Below are 16868 nucleotides of genomic sequence, written 5' to 3' on the forward strand. Positions count from 1 at the left end.
ACCTCAGTCGAAGATCCCGCGTGCTTTGGCCACCTCGTGGAGCCAGCCCTCGAGCTGCGGCTCCCACTTGACCCGCTCCAACGCGGCGTGGTCGACCTTGAACAGGCCGAGGAACTCCTGGCCGCGTCCGCCGAACCCGCCGCTCTTGGACACCCGGACCCGTTTGGTCACCTCCAGCACGACCTGCGTCTCCGAGGGCGAGGACAGGAAGGTCACGGCCACGGAGGTGAAGACGGGCGCGAACCGCGGTGAAGGGGTGAAGCGGATCTCCTGGAAGAACGGGAGCTGCTGGATCGCGCCGTTGATCCGGCCGCGTTCCAGCACGGCCTCGCGGAAGACGAAGCCGATCCGGCTGAAGGCGTCCAAGATCCGTTTCTGCGCGGGCAGCGGCTCGATCGCGGCGCCGTCGACGTCGACCGGGTCGGTGACGGAGTTCGCGATGTCGAGGCTGGTCTGGAGGCCGACGGCCATCCCGTTCAGCGGTTTGCCGAAGATGCTGGAGATCGGCGTCTCCCAGGGCAGGGCCACCTCGAACGGGAGGCGGATCTGCTGACCGGGCGCGATCCGCTCGTTGCCCGCCAGCTGCTGGACGCCGAACTCGAGGTCCTCGACGCCGGGGCGGCGTTCGTCCGGCAGTGTGACCCTGGCGAGCAGCTTCACCGAGAGACCGTTGATCTCTTGATCGACTTCGCCGCCGAGCAGCAGGACCTCGCCGCGCAACGGGCGGCCGGGGGAGACCGTGCGGTCGAGCAGCCGGGCGTCGATCTTCGCCCCACCGGAACCGAACGTCGCGAGCACCTTCTGGAACATGGGCGAGATCCTGCCAGGTCGCCGGTGTGCGCAGGAGGATTTGGGGCATTATGGAGGGGTGAGTACACAGACCCTTCCGAAGCCGGATACCCGTCCCGAGGGCACCGACAGCACCGACGACGACGCGCCGAAGATGTTCCACTACGTGCGCAAGAACAAGATCGCCGAAAGCGCGGTCATGGGCACGCACGTGGTGGCGCTGTGCGGCGAGGTCTTCCCGGTGACGAAGTCGGCGAAGCCCGGTTCGCCGGTCTGCCCGGACTGCAAGAAGATCTACGACGGTCTCAAGCCGGGCGACTGACCGGCTGCCGGTGACACCGCGTCCGGTGTCTTCCGCGTGCCGTGTCCGAAACCGGACAAAATCTGAAAATCCTTCACATGGTGGCTGCCCGTCCCGGTTTTCGCTGGTAATTCATTACCGCCAGCGAAAACCCGCCGGGACGGAGCCTTCATGCGTAGAACCGGGATCGTGCTCGCCATCGCCGCGTTGGTCGCGGTGTTCTCACCCGCCGCCGCCCAAGCCGTCACAGGCTGGACCACGGTCGGCTCGGACAACGCCCGGCCGCTCGACGAGGGCCAGGGCCTGGCCACCATCGAACGGCCGTCCGGGACCATCTACCGCTACACCGGGATCGCGACGGTTCCGGTGAACCTGTCGTCGCAGGGCTGGAACCACGTCGGTGATCCGGGCTCCGCGCAGGGCTGGTACGTCGAGCCGTACCAGCGCGACGACAGGGGCGCGAAGCTCTTCCGCGTCGAGTCGCCCAACGGGACGTGGGCGAACTACACGCACACGCTGGAGTCGTGGGAAGCGAACAACAACTCGTTCGCCGCCGTGACCCCCGACGCCCGCTGGATGGTGGCCGGTGAGTGGGGCACGATGGACCGGCTCCTCGTGCACCCGATGCCCGGCGTCGCGCACACGAATCCGTCGGCGAACCTGCCGTACGCGTCCGCGATCCGGCTCGACAAGCCGGTGCGGGACATCCAGGGCTGCGACTTCGTCACCGCGACCCGGCTGCTGTGCGCGTCCGACGATCCCGAGGGCTCGCTCTTCGGGACCACGAAGCCGCTGCTGCAGGTGGATCTTTCCGGCGCGCTGTCCGGTTCGGACGTGACCGGGCGGGTGACCTCGCTGGGGCAGCTGCCCCTGAAGAGCACGTGCAGCGGGAATTTCGAAACCGAGGGCATCGACGTCGCCGCCGACGGAACCCTGCGGGTCATCATGCTGTCGCCGTCGTGGTGCGTGGCGTTCGACAGCAAGACTTGGCGGTTCCGGAAGGCGTGATCAGACGCGGAACTCGCGTGATTGCAGGCGTAACTCACGTGATTGAAGGCGTAACTGGTCCAATCACGCGAGTTACGGCTCCAATCACGCGAGTGGAAGGCACGCCGGGCGCCCACCCGGCCCCGGCGTGCCTTCCGTCCCCCAGGTCTACGCGGTCGGCTCGGGTGTCAGCGTCTCGGTGGCCGGGGCCGAAGACCGCCGGGTGTTTTTCTTGGCGCGGCGCTTCTCTTTCCGGGTCTCGACCATCGTGTAGAGCGTCGGCACCAGGATCAGCGTCAGCAGGGTCGAGCTGACCAGGCCGCCGATGACCACGATCGCCAGTGGCTGGCCGATGAACCCGCCCTGGCCGGTCAGCCCGAGCGCCATCGGGACCAGCGCGAAGATGGTCGCCGCCGCGGTCATCAGGATCGGCCGCAGCCGTCGCCTGCCGCCTTCGACGACGGCGTCGGCGACGCTCATCCCCGAAGCCCGGTACTGGTTGATCAGGTCGATCAGCACGATCGCGTTGGTCACCACGATGCCGACGAGCATCAGCATCCCGATCAGCGCGGGCAGGCCCAGCGCGGTTCCGGTGGCCAGCAGCAGCCCGATCGCGCCGGTCGCCGCGAACGGGATCGACACCAGCAGGATCAGCGGCTGGAGCAGGCTGCGGAACGTCGCCACCATGATCAGGTACACGATCGCGATCGCGGCCAGCAGTGCGAGGAACAGGTTCCCGAAGGCCTCCTGCTGGTCCTCGCTGACGCCGCCGAGCTTGTACGCCGCGCCGCCGGTGAAGGTCAGCCCGTCCAACTTGGACTGGATGGCCTTCGTGGTGGCGGCCAGGTCCGCGCCGGTGTTCTTGGCGGTGACCGTGGTGCTCAGCTCGCCGGAGGTGCGGTGCACCGCCGCCGGTCCGTCCACTGTGGACACGTTGGCGACCGAGTCCAGCCGGACGACGCCGGCCGCGCTCGGGATCGGCAGCGCCTTGACCGCGTCGACCGACACCGGGGCCGTGCCCGCGCGCAGCACGATGTCCGTGCGCTGACCGTCCACCGGCAACTGGGTCACCGTGCGGCCGGCGATGGCCTGGTTCGCGATCTGGCCGATCGTGGTCGCCGAAAGCCCGCTCGCGGCGGCCTTGGCGGCGTCGACCTCGACCTGCACCCGGGGCGAACCCTGTGCGAGGTCACTGGTCACCTCGGTCAGGTCCGGCACTCCGGACAGGGCCTGGCGGACCTGCTCGGCGGCGGGCTTCAGCGCCGCCTCGTCCGGTGCGGTGACGGTGATCGAGACCTGGTCCGAGTTGAACCCGCCCGCTTCCGCGCCGATCTTGACCTCGCCGAGCTCCGGCTTGTCGAGCTTGCCCCGCAACCGCTCCGAGAGCGCGTCGAGGTCGGTGTCCTTGGCGACGGTGACCTGGATGTTGGTCGCCGTCCCGCCGCCGCCGAAGAAGCCGCCCCCGCCGATGCTCACCTGGTAGGTCTCGACGGCGGGTTCGGCGGCGAGCGCCTGCTCCACCGCGCCGGCCGCCTTCTCCTTGGCCTCGGAACTGGTGCCGGGCGGCAGCTTCTGCGAAAGGCTCAGCGTCGTCGAGCCGGACTGGTCGAGGAAGTTGGTGTTCAGCTGCGACGCCAGCCCGACCGTGCCACCGAAGATGATCAGCGCCAGCAGCACCACGGTGACGCGGCGCCGGGTGGCGAACCGGATCACCGGAACGTACCCGCGCTGCAGCAGCCCGCGGCGTTCCTTGTCCTCGGCGGCCTGACGCGTGAGCTCGGCTTCGCGCTCGTTCGCGGGGGTCTTCGGCGGCTTGAGGAACCAGTACGCCAGCACCGGCACGATCGTCAGCGAGACCAGCAGCGACGCGAGCAGCGCCACGGTGACCGTGATCGCGAACGGAGAGAACAGTTCGCCGACGAACCCGCCAACGAAGGCGATCGGCAGGAACACCGCGACCGTGGTGAGGGTGGACGAGGTCACCGCGCCCGCCACCTCGCGCACGCCGTCGAGGACCGCGCGTTCCTTCTCCTCGCCGTACGCCAGATGTCGTTTGATGTTCTCCAGCACCACGATCGAGTCGTCGACCACCCGCCCGATGGCGATGGTGAGCGCGCCGAGGGTGAGCAGGTTCAGCGACAGATCGCCGGTCCACAGCGCCAGCAGCGCCACGACCACCGAAAGCGGGATCGACACCGCCGTCACGAGCGTGGACCGCAGCGACAGCAGGAACAGCAGGATCACCACGACCGCGAACGCCAGCCCCAGCAGGCCTTCGGTGGTCAGTCCACTGATCGCGTCCTTGACCGGGGTGCCCTGGTCGAACACGACGCTCATCTCGGCGCCGATCTTCTTCGACAGTTCGGGCAGCTTGTCCCGCACCGATTCCGAGATCGCGACCGCGTTCCCGTTCTCCACCATGGTGATCGAGAGGCCGAGGCTCGGCTTGCCGTTGGTGCGGGTGATCGACGTCGGCGGCGCGAATCCGGCCTGGATGTCGGCGACGTCACCGAGCTTCACCGGCTTGGCGCCCTGCGCGCCGGGGCGCGATGACGGCGTCGCCGCCGGTGTCAGATAAAGGTTCTTGATCGTGTCCACTGTGGTCGGTCCGCCGCCGACCTGGACGGTGAGCGTCTTGTCGCCTTCGGTCAGCGTCCCGGCCGGGACGGCGGCACCGGCGGTCTGCAGCGTGGTGGCGATCGACGACGGGTCGACACCCGCGGCGGCCAGCTTCGCGTAGTCCAGTGCGATGGTGACCCGCGGCTGCCGGGCGCCGGTCACGTCGACCTCGCGGACGCCGTCGATCTTGCGCAGTTCCGGCGCGACCTCCCCGGTCAGCGCGGGCGCGAGCGCCTGCGGGTCGCCGGTGGTCCCGGCGGCGAGCAGCACGACCGGGAGATCGTCGGTGGACCCGGCCGACACCGACGGCTCGCTGTTCTGCGGCAGCCGTGTCTTGAGCCCGTCGACGACACGCTGGATCTGCCCGACGGCCGCGTCGATGTCCGTGCCGAACTCGAACTGCGCGGTGATCCGCGACAGTCCCTCCGACGACGTCGAGCTCAGCTCTTCGAGCCCCTTCAAACCCTGCAGGCCGCCTTCGAGCGGCTCGGTGACCTGACGGTCGACCGCGTCCGGCGACGCGCCCGCGTACGGCGTGATGACCTGCGCCTGCGGGAACTGCAGTGACGGGAACAGCTGCTGCTTCAGCTGCGGCAGGGCGAAGGCGCCGAAGCCGATCACCACCAGGGCGAGCAGCCCGATGAGACTTCGGTTGCGCAGGCTCAGTCTGGCCAGCGTGGACATGGCGGTATCCCCCAGGAATAGCTCGGACGGGCGGGTTACCGCGAGCTTTTCATGGCGGGGGGTGGACTGGATTCACACCACGGGTGGAACCGGAGTACGACTTCGGGAGGAGGTTTACCCCGACCGCGCTCAACTTCGCCGTTCTGTCACCTGATCGGCTTCGCTCTGCGTTTCTGCGTTCACGGATCGTTCCGGTTCGCTCTCGTCGTTCTGGCGGGGACGGCGCAGCGGGACGGTCGTCCGTTCCCACAGTTTGCGGCCCTCTTCGGCGCGGATCCGTTCGCTGGCGCGTTCCATTTCCAGCCGCCGCCATTTCCGGCGCTGGCGTTTCGTCGCCTTGGCGGGCCACAGTTCCTGGATCGCGCTGTTGAAGTACGCGCCGAAGACGACCGCGAGCCCGATGAAGAACATCAGCAACAGGAACGCGATCGGCGCGGCGAGCGCGCCGTAGGTGTAGCCGGTCTTGGTGATCCAGTTCAGGTAGATCCGCAGGCCCACACTGGAGAGCAGGAACACGATCATGGCGAGCATCGCGCCCGGCAGGCCGCGATGCCACGGCAGCCGTCGCGGCAGTGCGAGCTTGTAGAGCGTGGTGAGCGCCAGCACGATCATGCCCCCGAGGACCGGGTAGTACAGCGTGCCGACCCAGTAGGACACCGTGTCGCGCCAGTCGGTGGGGAAGAACTGGGGGAGCAGGTCCGGCCCGATCGCCAGCAGCGGCAGCCCGACCACCAGGATCACCAGCCCGGCCAGGTACAGCAGGAGCGCGAAGATCCGCTGCCACACGTCGTTGCGGACGCCGTACTGGTCGTGCGCCACGGTGATCGCGTCGACGAACGACGACATCGCCGACGAACCAGCCCAGAGCGAGATCAGGAAACCGACCGAGACGATCTCGCCCTTGCCGACGAACAGGATGCTGTTGACCGTCGGCTCGATGATGTCTTGGACGGCGTTGTCGCTGAAGATCGTCTTGCTGAAGGTGATGATCCGGTCGTGGACGGCGGTCACGACCTCCTGGCCGAACCAGTCGCCGACGAAACCGAGGCAACCGAGAAGACCCAGCAGCAACGGCGGCAGTGACAGCGTCTGCCAGAACGCGGCTTCGGCGGCCTCGGAGAAGATGTTGCCGTCCCACGCCTTGCTGAGCGTGCGGCTGAGCAGGCGCAACGGACCCCTGCGGCCCTTCGCGACCTCGGCGGCCGTATCCGGACGGCCGTTCTCCTCGCTCATGCAGCTCCTCCGCCGGCGCCGAGCGCCCTTGACGGTGTCCAGCATGGTCCATGCTGCGGCATTCGGCTCGTCACCCCTGGGTTTTCGGGTGAGTAACCCGACAACGGGGGTGGCGCTTCCGGCGTTCCATGGGCGCGGCAGGTAGTCTCTTCGGAGTGCCCTCACGTCAGGCGCCGGCGTCGCAGCCGGATACCCAAGTGGGGGTTTTCGCTTGTGACAGGGCGGATGACCAGGTGTTTTCGGGTGTGGGAGGAGGGGGCCGGCATGGCGGAAACGGTTGAACGCGATCGGGGCGAGCTGGGCGCGCCTCCCGCGGCGAAGGACAGCACCGCCCGGCCGCTGCGTGCCTGGCAGCGGCGAGCGCTGACGAAGTACCTGACGAAGAAACCGAAGGACTTCCTGGCCGTCGCGACGCCGGGCGCGGGGAAGACGGTGTTCGGTCTCCGGATCGCGGCCGAGCTGCTGAGCGACCGGACCGTCGAGAAGATCACCATCGTCGCCCCGACGGAGCACCTGAAGCACCAGTGGGCGGCCTCGGCCGCGGCCGCGGGGATCGCGATCGACTCGAACTTCCGCAACGGCACCGGCGTCACCTCGCGGGACTACCAAGGTGTCGCGGTGACCTACGCGCAGGTCGCGGCGCATCCGACGCTGCACCGCGTGCGCACCGAGAACCGCAAGACCCTGGTCATCCTCGACGAGATCCACCACGGCGGTGACGCGAAGTCCTGGGGCGACGCGGTCCGAGAGGCGTTCACGCCCGCCGTCCGCCGTCTGGCGCTGACCGGGACGCCGTTCCGCAGCGACGACTCGCAGATCCCGTTCGTCACCTACGAGCCCGACGGCTCGGGTTTCCAGCGCAGCAAGGCCGACCATTCCTACGGCTACGCCGACGCGCTCGCCGACGGCGTCGTCCGGCCGGTCGTCTTCCTTGCCTACTCGGGTGAGGCCTCCTGGCGCACGAGCGCGGGGGAGGAGTTCACCGCGCGGCTCGGCGAGCCGCTGACGGCCGAGCAGAACGCGCGGGCCTGGCGCACGGCGCTCGACCCGGCTGGCGAGTGGATCCCGTCGGTGCTGCAGGCCGCGGACACACGTCTCGCGCAGCTTCGCGCCAACGGCATCCCGGACGCGGGCGGTCTGGTGATCGCCACCGACCAGGATTCGGCGCGCGCCTACGCCAAGATCCTGGAGCGCCTCTCCGGCCAGACCCCGACGGTCGTCCTCTCCGACGACCCCAAGGCGTCCGGGCGGATCAAGGAGTTCTCCGATTCGACCGACCGCTGGCTGGTCGCTGTCCGGATGGTGTCCGAGGGCGTCGACGTCCCGCGTCTCGCCGTCGGCGTCTACGCCACCAGCGCGTCGACCCCGCTGTTCTTCGCGCAGGCGATCGGCCGGTACGTGCGTTCCCGCAAACCCGGCGAGACGGCTTCGGTCTTCCTGCCGAGTGTGCCGGTGCTGCTGGAACTGGCCAGCGAGCTGGAAGCCCAGCGCGACCACGTCCTCGGCAAGCCGCACCGCGAGAAGGAGGGCTGGGAGGACGAACTCCTGGCCCAGGCCAACCGCACCGAGGACGAGCCGGGCGAGGAGGAGAAGGCGTTCACCTCGCTGGGCGCCTCCGCCGAGCTCGACCAGGTCATCTACGACGGCAACTCCTTCGGCACCGCGGTGTTCTCCGGTTCCGACGAGGAGCAGGAGTACCTCGGCCTGCCGGGACTGCTGGAGCCGGACCAGGTCCGCGCCCTGCTGCGGAAGCGGCAGGAGGAGCAGCTCTCCGACGAGAAACGGCGCAAGCCGAAGGCCGAGGAAGCCGCCCCGGTCGCACGGCCGCAGTCGGTCAGCGAGCGGCTCGGCAGCCTCCGCAAGGAGCTGAACGCGCTGGTGGGCGTGCACCACCACCGGACAAAGAAGCCGCACGGCGCGATCCACAACGAACTGCGCCGCGTCTGCGGTGGACCGCCGACCGCGATGGCTTCGGTCGAACAGCTCGAAGAGCGGATCGTCACCCTGCGTTCCTGGTGACCGCTCCCCACCCCGTGCAATGAAGGGGCCTTTCCTAGCAAAATTTGCTATGAAAGGCCCCTTCATTGCATTGGGCACGCGGAAGCGGCGTCGTGAGAGTCCGAGGTACCACTGCCTGCTCGGACGACACACGTGATCCAACGGACGACACACGTGCTTGGACGGCCGACTCGCGTGAGTGGGCGGCCGACTCGCGTGTCGGCCATCCAGTCACGCGAGTCGGCCGTTGGATCACGCGAGTCGGCCGTCCAAGCACGCGAGACCCCCGGCTCGGTCCAGCGAAGGCGCCGGTCAGCGCGCCGCTGCCGCTGCTGCCGTCACGGTGAGTGAGTGGTGGCGGTCACACCGTCAGCGAACCCGGACTTCGTACGGCTTGCTACGGCCACGTTGCCAAACCGTGTCCATTTGATGAGGCTTAATCGATTCAGCCGTCTTCCCCGGGACACATTCGGCGGCATATGTTGTCGCCCACAACATATGCGCGATGGTGCGACCGGTCCTCCAGGATCGCCGCCCGCGAGCAAGATCGGAGAAGGAACGAGGATGCGCAGCAGAACCCTTACCCTCCTCGCCGCGACGGTGGGCGCCGGCCTGGTGCTTTCCGCCTGCGGCGCCAACAGCGCCGACTCGGGCAGCGGCAACTCCTCGCAGTCCGCGCCCGCCCCCGGCGGTGCCGCCGCGGGCGGCAAGGTCGGCGTCATCCTGCCGGAGACCGCCACCTCCGCGCGCTGGGAGTCCTTCGACAAGCCGTTCCTGACCAAGGCGCTCAAGGACGCGGGCTTCGACGCCGACGTCCAGAACGCCCAGGGTGACGTCCAGAAGTTCACCACGCTGGCCGACGGCATGATCGCGCAGAACGTCAAGGTCCTGATCATCGCCGCCATCAACGGCGAGGTCGGCTCGGCGGTCGCCCGCAAGGCGCAGGCCGCGGGTATCCCGACGATCGACTACGACCGCCTGAACCTCGGCGGCAGCTCCGACTACTACGTCTCGTTCGACAACGAGAAGGTCGGCCAGCTGCAGGGCCAGGGACTCGCCGACGCGCTGAAGGACAAGAAGGGCGCCGAGGTCGTCATGATCGAGGGTGCCCCGACCGACAACAACGCGACGCTGTTCGCCAACGGCCAGAAGTCCGTGCTGCAGCCGAAGTTCGCCGCCGGCGACCTGAAGCTCGTGCGGGAACAGGCCATCGACAACTGGGACAACCAGAAGGGCGGCCAGACCTTCGAGCAGATCCTGACCGACAACAAGGGCAGGGTCGACGGCGTCGTCGCCGCGAACGACGGTCTCGCCGGCGCGGTCATCACCGTGCTGAAGAAGAACGGCCTCAACGGCAAGGTCCCGGTCACCGGCCAGGACGCCACCGCGGACGGCCTCATGGCGATCCTGCGCGGCGACCAGTACATGACCGTGTTCAAGCCGATCAAGGAAGAGGCCGAAGCCGCGGCGAAGCTCGCCGTGCTGCTGGCCAAGGGTGACAAGGCGGGCGCCGACGCGCTGGCCACCGGCAAGGCGAAGGACCCGAAGGGCAACCGGGAGGTCAAGTCCGTGCTCCTCGAGCCGAAGATGACCACCAAGGACGGTGTCAAGGAGGTCGTGACGCAGGGCTACGTCAAGGCGGCCGAGATCTGCGGCGGCGACCTGGCCGCGGCGTGCACGCAGCTCGGTATCTCCTGACCCGTTAAATCCAGACAACCGGGCCGGGGCGCTTCTCGCCAGACAAGCGCCCCGGCCCGGTCTCCAGCCGGGAGAATTCGAGAACCCCCATGAGCGAACCCAGCCTCGAACTGAAGCAGCTGAACAAGAGCTTCGGGCCGGTCCACGTCCTCCACGACGTGGACTTCAACGTGCGGGCAGGCGAGGTCACCGCGCTGGTCGGCGACAACGGTGCCGGAAAGTCCACTTTGGTCAAGTCGATCGCCGGGATCCACGGCTACGACTCGGGCACGGTGAAGTTCCAGGGCGAACCGGTGAACATCCACGGCCCGCGTGACGCCGCGGATCTGGGAATCGAGGTCGTCTACCAGGACCTCGCCCTCGCCGAGAACCTCGACATCGTGCAGAACATGTTCCTCGGCCGGGAACGCGGCAGCAAATGGCTGCTCGACGAGGCCAGCATGGAGAAGGCCGCCCGCGAGACGCTCGCCTCGCTTTCGGTCCGCACCGTGAAGTCCGTCCGCACGCCCGTTTCGGCCCTCTCGGGTGGGCAGCGGCAGACCGTCGCGATCGCCAAATCCGTGCTGTGGGACTCGAAGGTGGTGCTGCTCGACGAGCCGACCGCCGCGCTCGGTGTCGCGCAGACCCGTCAGGTGCTCGACCTCGTCCGCCGCCTCGCGGAGCAGGGCCTGGGTGTGGTGCTGATCAGCCACAACATGGCCGACGTCTTCGAGGTCGCCGACCGTATCGCGGTGCTCTACCTCGGCCGTCTCGTCGCCGAGGTGCACACCAAGGACGTCACCCACGGCCAGGTCGTGGAACTGATCACCGCCGGCCGATCCGGCGACCTCGGCCTTGCCCGCCCCGAAGCCGTCGTCCTCTAGAACCAGGCGAGAAAGAACCGGAAATGACTGAGACACCCGCAAAGCCCGCCTCGCCGGAGGGGGGCAAGCCGTCGGCCGCCGCGCTCAACCCGTCGGCGGCCATCACGGATTTCGGCATCGACACGACATCGATGTCAACGCGCGAGGCGGTCGGTGACTACTTCTCCCGGCTCAAGGCGGGGCAGCTGGGTTCCCTCCCGGCGCTGCTCGGCCTGCTCGTGCTGGTGATCGTGTTCGCCTCGCTGTCGGACACCTTCCTGACGATGAACAACATCGCGAACCTGATGGCACAGGGCGCCGGCAAGGCGATCATCGCGATGGGCATCGTGTTCGTCCTGCTGCTCGGTGAGATCGACCTGTCCGCGGGCACCGCGTCCGGCGTCACCGCCGCCGTCCTCGCGATGCATTACGTGCGTAACGGCAACCTGTTGGGCGGCATGGGGAACGGCGTGTTCATCGCGTTCCTCGTGGTGCTCGCGATCGCCGCGCTGCTCGGCGTGATCCTGCGGATCTGGGCGGGTGTCGGATTCGCCGTGCTCGCCATCGCGCTGGTGCTGTCGGGAGCCGCGGCCAACCCGTGGATCGAGATGGTGCTCGCGATCAGCGTCGGTGGCGCGATCGGTGTCCTCACCGGGTTCCTCGTCTCGAAGATCGGGATGCCCTCGTTCGTCGTGACGCTGGCGCTCTTCCTTGCCTGGCAAGGTGTCATCCTCCAGTTCATCGGTGAGGGCGGCACGCTCGGCATCAGCACCTCGGACGTGTTGTTCAAGGTCGCCAACGGCAACCTGTCCACGATGGGCAGCTGGATCCTCTTCCTGGTCGCGGCCGGTGGTTTCGCCGCGGTGTCACTGGGCCAGCACTTCTCCCGGCTCAAACGCGGCCTGGTCACCCAGCCGACGCCGATGGTGCTGTTCAAGGTCGGCGCGATCGGCGTGGTCGCCGCGATCGCGACCTATCTGCTGACGCTGAACCGCGCGCCGAACCCGAACATCGTCATCTCCGGCGTCCCGTACGTCGTGCCGATCGTGCTCGGCCTGCTGGTGCTCGGCACCTACGTGCTCAACCGCACGCAGTACGGCCGCCACATCTACGCCGTCGGCGGCAACCGCGAGGCGGCCCGCCGCGCCGGTATCAACGTCGAGAAGATCCGCGCTTCGGTGTTCGTCATCTGCTCGGCGGTGGCGGCGATCGGCGCGATCGTCTACTCGTCGAAGGTCGGTTCGGTCGACCCGCAGGCTGGTGGCCTCAACACGCTGCTGTTCGCGGTCGGTGCCGCCGTCATCGGTGGTACGTCGCTGTTCGGCGGCAAGGGCCGGGTCGTCGACGCGGTGATCGGTGGTCTCGTGCTGGCGGTCGTGGAGAACGCGCTGGGCCTGCTGAAGCAGTCGGCGGCGGTGGTCAACATCGTCACCGGTTTGGTGCTGCTTCTCGCGGCCACGGTGGACGCGCTGTCCCGGCGCCGCGCGGCTGCGTCGCCGCGCTGAGTCCGCATGGAATGATGAAGCCCGTGACCAGCACACCCGTTGCACGACCAGACGAGGTGCGCAGGCACAACCGCACGACCTTGCTCCGGTTGCTGCACGTCAGCGGCCCGAGCACCAGGGCGACCCTGGCCACCGAGCTGGGGCTCAACCGCAGCACCATCAAGACCCTTGTCGACGGCCTCGCGGAAGCGGGGGTCGTCGAGGAGCGGGTCCCGAGGCCGGGACGAGGGGCGGGCCGCCCCTCGCTCCTGGTCCTGCCGCAGCCGCACGCGGCGGTGGTGCTCGCGGTCGACCTCCAGGTGGAACACGTCGCGATCGCGCTGGTCGGGTTCGGTGGCCAGATCCTCGGGCGCAACAGCTGGAACCTCCACGGCCGGATGCGGGAGGCAGGCGAGGTGATCACGCATGTGATCGAGTCGACCGCCGTGCTGGCAGGCGACCTCGGTGTGCAGCCGATCGCCGCGGGGGTGTCCGTGCCCGGCGTCGTCCGCCGGATGGACGGGTACGTCCACGAGGCGCCCAACCTGCGCTGGACCGACGTGGCGCTCGGGGAACGGCTGGGCGGTGTGCTGCGTATCCCGATCCTGGTCGGCAACGACGCCGAACTGGGTGCCATCGCCGAACACCTGCGCGGCGCCGCGCGGGGCTCGTCCGACGCCGTGTACGTCTCCGCCGACGTCGGTGTCGGGGGAGGGATCATCGCGGACGGTTCGTCGCTGCGCGGCGGCGCCGGGTACGTCGGCGAGATCGGGCATATGGCGATCCGGCCGGGCGGCCGTCCCTGCTACTGCGGGTCCAGCGGCTGCTGGGAGACCGAGGTCGGCGAGGCGGCGCTGTGCCGCGCGCTCGACCTGCCGGAGGACACCCCGCGTGGGGCGATCATGTTCGAACTCCGCGAATTGGGCCGAGACCCGCACGCGGCCGAGGAGCGGCTCTCGGAGTTCGCGGAATGGCTGACGCTCGGCCTGGTGAACGTGGTCAACCTGCTCGGCCCGCAGCTGGTCGTGCTGGGTGACCTGCTCACCGTGCTGCCCGAGTCGGTGGTGCGGTCGGTGGCGGCCGAGGTCCGGCGGCGGAGCCTGGTCAGCCGGGCCGTGGGCGGGACGCAGATCGTGAGCTCGGCGCTCGGTGCCGACGTGAAGCTCCTGGGTGCGGCCGAAGCGGCCTTCGAGATGATCCTGGACACCGTTTAGGCCTTGCGCGAATGCCAGGAAAGGACCGTTCCTTGCGAAATTTGCCAGGAACGGTCCTTTCCTGGCACCTGGTGACCGAGGATCAGCCGGGCTGCTTCACGAGGCCGGACAGCAGGGCCACCAGGGCGGCCAGGGCTTTCTCCTTCGCCGCTTCGGGGTCTTCGGCGTGCGCGATCATCAGTGCCGCCTCCGCGCAGGCGCTCAGCGCGAGTTGCGCCAGCTCCGGGATCGGCGCCTCGATCAGCAGGCCGTCCGCGGCGGCGGCTTCCAGGATCTCCGTGATCAGGCCCAGGCCGTACCGATTCTCCAGCTCGCGCCACTCCTGCCAGCCGAGGACGGAGACGGCGTCCGTGAGCGCGATCCGCACCACCTCGGGCCGCAGGCACAGGTCCAGGAACCGGCTCAGCACTCCGAGCGCCCCCGACCAGGGATCCTCCGTCGCCCGCAGGACGGTCTGGAGTTCCTCGGTGATCTCCGTTTCGATCTGCTCGATCACGGCGCGGAACAGGCCCTGTTTGTCCCCGAAGTGGTGGTACAGCGCGCCGCGGGTGACGCCTGCCGCGCGGACGATCTCGTCGGCGGGCACGGCGGCGTAACCCGGTTCGGCGAACAACGTCCGCGCCGCCGTGATCAGCGCGGTCCGCGTCGATCGCGATCGTTCGGTCTGGCTACGTCGTGGCGTGGGCACGCAGGAATTTCACCATCACGGCGCTCAGCCGCTCCGGCTGGTCCTCCGGCACGAAGGCGTAGGAGTCCTCGATCGTCTTCAATTCGGCGTTCGGCAGGACCCCGGCGAGCTTCTCGCCCAGCCACAGCGGGAAGTGCCGGTCTTCGGGCGCCCAGGCCAGCAGGACGGGTTTCCCGAAGGCGGGCAGCCGCTCGGCGGCGGTCAGCGTGTACCGGTTGTCGACCCCGGCGAGGAATCGCGCGAGGTCTTCGCGGATCGCCCGGTCACGGCGGCTGGGCAGCAGGTAGGCGTCGAGGATATGGCCGGGGACCGGGTGTTTGGCCAGCCAGAGGAAGTCCGTCGTCTTCAGCAGCCATCGCCAGCGCAACGCCTGGATCATCGCCGGGACGCCGCCGGGCAGGCGCGCCAGCGTGCTCAGCCCCTTGAACATCGGCGGCAGGAAGCGCTCGAAGGAATCCGACGGGGTCAGCACGACCCTGCCCACCCGTTCCGGGCTCGTGGTCATGAGCAGCTGGGTGAGCGCGCCGCCCGTGTCGTTCGCGACCACGGTGGCGTCGGTCAGGTCGAGCACTTCGAGGAATCGCGCGATGAGCGCGGCGACCCCGGGCGGGCTCAGGTCCGCTTGGGGGACCGGGATGTCGTGCGAGCCCAGCGGCCAGTCCGGGGTCAGGCAGCGGAAGCCGGCGTCGGCGACCGCGGGGGCCACCTTCCGCCAGAGCAGCCCGTTGGTGAGCAGGCCGTGCACGAAGACCACGGGAGGGCCTTCGCCGCGGTCGCGGTAGCGGATGCGGGCGCTGCCGAGGTCGGCCTCGTGCACCTCGCCGAGGAGGTCGCTGGTCGTCATGGCACTAACATACATGCTGTCTGTATGTTTTTGGAAGCCGCACGATGGCCGCGGCCGCTCCTGAACCGCGCCCAGGACCCCTGAGACAAAACAGGGCGGCCGGCGCGCTCCATGAGGAGCGGCCGGCCGCCGGGTGGTCGTGTACTGGTGGGCTACCGCTGAATGTCCGCGGACATTTCCTTGAGCTTCGTTTCGTGTGCGCGGGCGTGGTGACCACAGAAGAGCAACTCGCCACCGGTGCTGAGAATGGCCCGAACCTGGGCTGCAGCTCCACACCGGTCGCATCGGTCGGCAGCGGTCAGTTCGGGGCGGGTGAGCGTCGGTGAAGTCATTGGAGTCTCCCTCCGTCCCGGCACCGGTGGCCCGGTGCCATCGATCCAGCTACGACCACTTCGGCACTGATGCCGGCAACGTTCGTTCCCGGCCCCGCCGTGTTCGTGCTTCCACTCTTCCAGACGTTTGGCGACCCGCAAGTGTTCCCGTGCGGGTGTCTCATTTGTCACTGGTAATTACCTCGTATGCCGTAGCGTAATCACGCAACGTAGGAGAAGACTCCCCGTGGAACCGTCTTTTCCCACGTCAGGCACCATGCGAGCGTGGGTATCGCAGTCGTCCGGAACCGTCTTCCGAGCGCGCCGGCGCCGGTCTTGTTCGTTCTCAGCGGAATTTCCATGTACGCCGGTGCGGCCGTCGCCGTAGGTCTCTTTTCGGTCGCCTCACCCGCGGGGGTGGCCTGGCTCCGTTGTCTCGGGGCGGCGGTGGTCCTCCTGGCGTGGCGCAGGCCACCCCGCTCGGCGTGGACCGGGCGCACGTTCTTGCTCGCGGGTGCTTTCGGCATCGTCACCGCAGGGATGAACGTGCTCTTCTACGAGGCGATCGCGCGGTTGCCGCTCGGCACCGCGGTCGCCCTCGAGTTCACCGGACCCGTGGTGGTGGCGGCGTTCGGTTCGCGCACCCGCCGGGACGTCTTCGCGCTGCTGCTGGTGGCGGCCGGGGTGATCGCCATCGCGGACGTCCGGCTCGAAGGCAGCCTGCTCGGAGTGCTGTTCGCGCTGGCCGCGGCGGCGGCCTGGGCGGGGTACATCCTGCTCGGGAAGCGGGTCGCCGTCGGCGGGAACGGGATCGACGGGCTGGCCGTCGGGTTCGCCGTCGGCACCGTGGTGCTGTCGCCGCTGGCGTTCGGCACCGGCGAGGTGTGGGCTTCGCCACGTCTGCTGCTGTTGGGTATCGGGGTGGGCGTGCTCTCGACCGTCGTGCCGTACGCGCTCGACCAAGTGGTCCTCCGCAAGGCAGGGCGGGCGCGGTTCGCGCTGCTGCTGGCGTTGCTGCCGGTCACGGCGGGGCTGATCGGCTTCCTGTGGCTCCGGCAGGTCCCGACCCTGCCCGAGGCGATCGGCACGCTGGCCGTCGTCGCCGGGGTCGCGCTGCGTTCGCCGGGGAAACGCGATGGCCCGGCGCCTTCCTGAGCGGGATACTGACCAGTCTGT

The 16868-nt window shown here is 68.8% G+C and carries 14 protein-coding genes; 8 read left to right on the top strand and 6 right to left on the bottom strand.

Annotation, left to right across the window (positions count from 1 at the left end):
- Positions 1 to 3 precede the first annotated feature (3 nt).
- A complete protein-coding gene (locus DL991_RS01630; RefSeq protein WP_125780217.1) occupies positions 4 to 810 on the bottom strand; it encodes a sporulation protein in 807 nt (268 codons plus the stop codon).
- Positions 811 to 868: 58 nt separating this feature from the next.
- Between DL991_RS01630 and DL991_RS01635 the strand changes: the two genes are divergently transcribed.
- Both DL991_RS01635 and DL991_RS01640 read left to right on the top strand, forming a co-directional pair.
- Positions 869 to 1111, top strand: a complete 243-nt coding sequence (locus DL991_RS01635; protein WP_199746296.1) for a DUF3039 domain-containing protein — start codon at positions 869 to 871, stop codon at positions 1109 to 1111.
- A gap of 150 nt (positions 1112 to 1261) precedes the next feature.
- Positions 1262 to 2098 carry a hypothetical protein gene (locus DL991_RS01640; RefSeq protein ID WP_125780220.1) on the top strand — a complete coding sequence of 279 codons (837 nt, stop codon included), beginning with the start codon at positions 1262 to 1264 and terminating at the stop codon, positions 2096 to 2098.
- A 147-nt stretch (positions 2099 to 2245) separates the two neighbouring features.
- On the opposite strand, the gene DL991_RS01645 is transcribed toward DL991_RS01640, so the two are convergent.
- Positions 2246 to 5380, bottom strand: coding sequence for an efflux RND transporter permease subunit (locus DL991_RS01645; protein ID WP_125780222.1), 3135 nt, complete (start codon positions 5378 to 5380; stop codon positions 2246 to 2248).
- A gap of 129 nt (positions 5381 to 5509) precedes the next feature.
- Positions 5510 to 6613, bottom strand: a complete 1104-nt coding sequence (locus tag DL991_RS01650; RefSeq protein WP_125780224.1) for a YihY/virulence factor BrkB family protein — start codon at positions 6611 to 6613, stop codon at positions 5510 to 5512.
- Between the two features lie 264 nt (positions 6614 to 6877).
- On the opposite strand from DL991_RS01650, the gene DL991_RS01655 reads away from it, so the two are divergent.
- The 5 genes from DL991_RS01655 to DL991_RS01675 all read left to right on the top strand — a co-directional run bounded on the left by DL991_RS01655 (position 6878) and on the right by DL991_RS01675 (position 13849).
- On the top strand, positions 6878 to 8632 hold the full coding sequence (locus DL991_RS01655) for a DEAD/DEAH box helicase (RefSeq protein ID WP_125780226.1): 1755 nt from the start codon (positions 6878 to 6880) through the stop codon (positions 8630 to 8632).
- Between the two features lie 543 nt (positions 8633 to 9175).
- Positions 9176 to 10309 (top strand): sugar ABC transporter substrate-binding protein, encoded by a 1134-nt coding sequence (locus DL991_RS01660; protein WP_125780228.1) that lies wholly within the window; start codon positions 9176 to 9178, stop codon positions 10307 to 10309.
- Positions 10310 to 10398: 89 nt separating this feature from the next.
- Entirely contained in the window at positions 10399 to 11172 is a 774-nt protein-coding gene (locus tag DL991_RS01665; protein WP_125780230.1) for an ATP-binding cassette domain-containing protein, read from the top strand.
- 23 nt (positions 11173 to 11195) lie between these two features.
- Positions 11196 to 12656, top strand: coding sequence for a sugar ABC transporter permease (locus DL991_RS01670; protein ID WP_125780232.1), 1461 nt, complete (start codon positions 11196 to 11198; stop codon positions 12654 to 12656).
- An 11-nt stretch (positions 12657 to 12667) separates the two neighbouring features.
- A complete protein-coding gene (locus tag DL991_RS01675; RefSeq protein WP_125780234.1) occupies positions 12668 to 13849 on the top strand; it encodes an ROK family transcriptional regulator in 1182 nt (393 codons plus the stop codon).
- Positions 13850 to 13931: 82 nt separating this feature from the next.
- Here DL991_RS01675 and DL991_RS01680 read toward each other — a convergent pair whose 3' ends face one another.
- The 3 genes from DL991_RS01680 to DL991_RS43185 form a co-directional block, all read right to left on the bottom strand.
- Positions 13932 to 14537, bottom strand: coding sequence for a TetR/AcrR family transcriptional regulator (locus DL991_RS01680; protein ID WP_125780236.1), 606 nt, complete (start codon positions 14535 to 14537; stop codon positions 13932 to 13934).
- A complete protein-coding gene (locus DL991_RS01685; protein ID WP_125780238.1) occupies positions 14518 to 15381 on the bottom strand; it encodes an alpha/beta fold hydrolase in 864 nt (287 codons plus the stop codon). Before DL991_RS01685 ends, DL991_RS01680 begins: the two co-directional genes overlap by 20 nt.
- A gap of 152 nt (positions 15382 to 15533) precedes the next feature.
- Positions 15534 to 15713 (bottom strand): hypothetical protein, encoded by a 180-nt coding sequence (locus tag DL991_RS43185; RefSeq protein ID WP_016332937.1) that lies wholly within the window; start codon positions 15711 to 15713, stop codon positions 15534 to 15536.
- 339 nt (positions 15714 to 16052) lie between these two features.
- Here DL991_RS43185 and DL991_RS01695 point away from each other — a divergent pair, with 339 nt between their 5' ends.
- Positions 16053 to 16847, top strand: coding sequence for a DMT family transporter (locus tag DL991_RS01695; protein WP_125780240.1), 795 nt, complete (start codon positions 16053 to 16055; stop codon positions 16845 to 16847).
- Positions 16848 to 16868 lie beyond the last annotated feature (21 nt).

It is taken from the genome of Amycolatopsis sp. WAC 01375, assembly GCF_003947325.1.
Lineage (GTDB): Bacteria > Actinomycetota > Actinomycetes > Mycobacteriales > Pseudonocardiaceae > Amycolatopsis.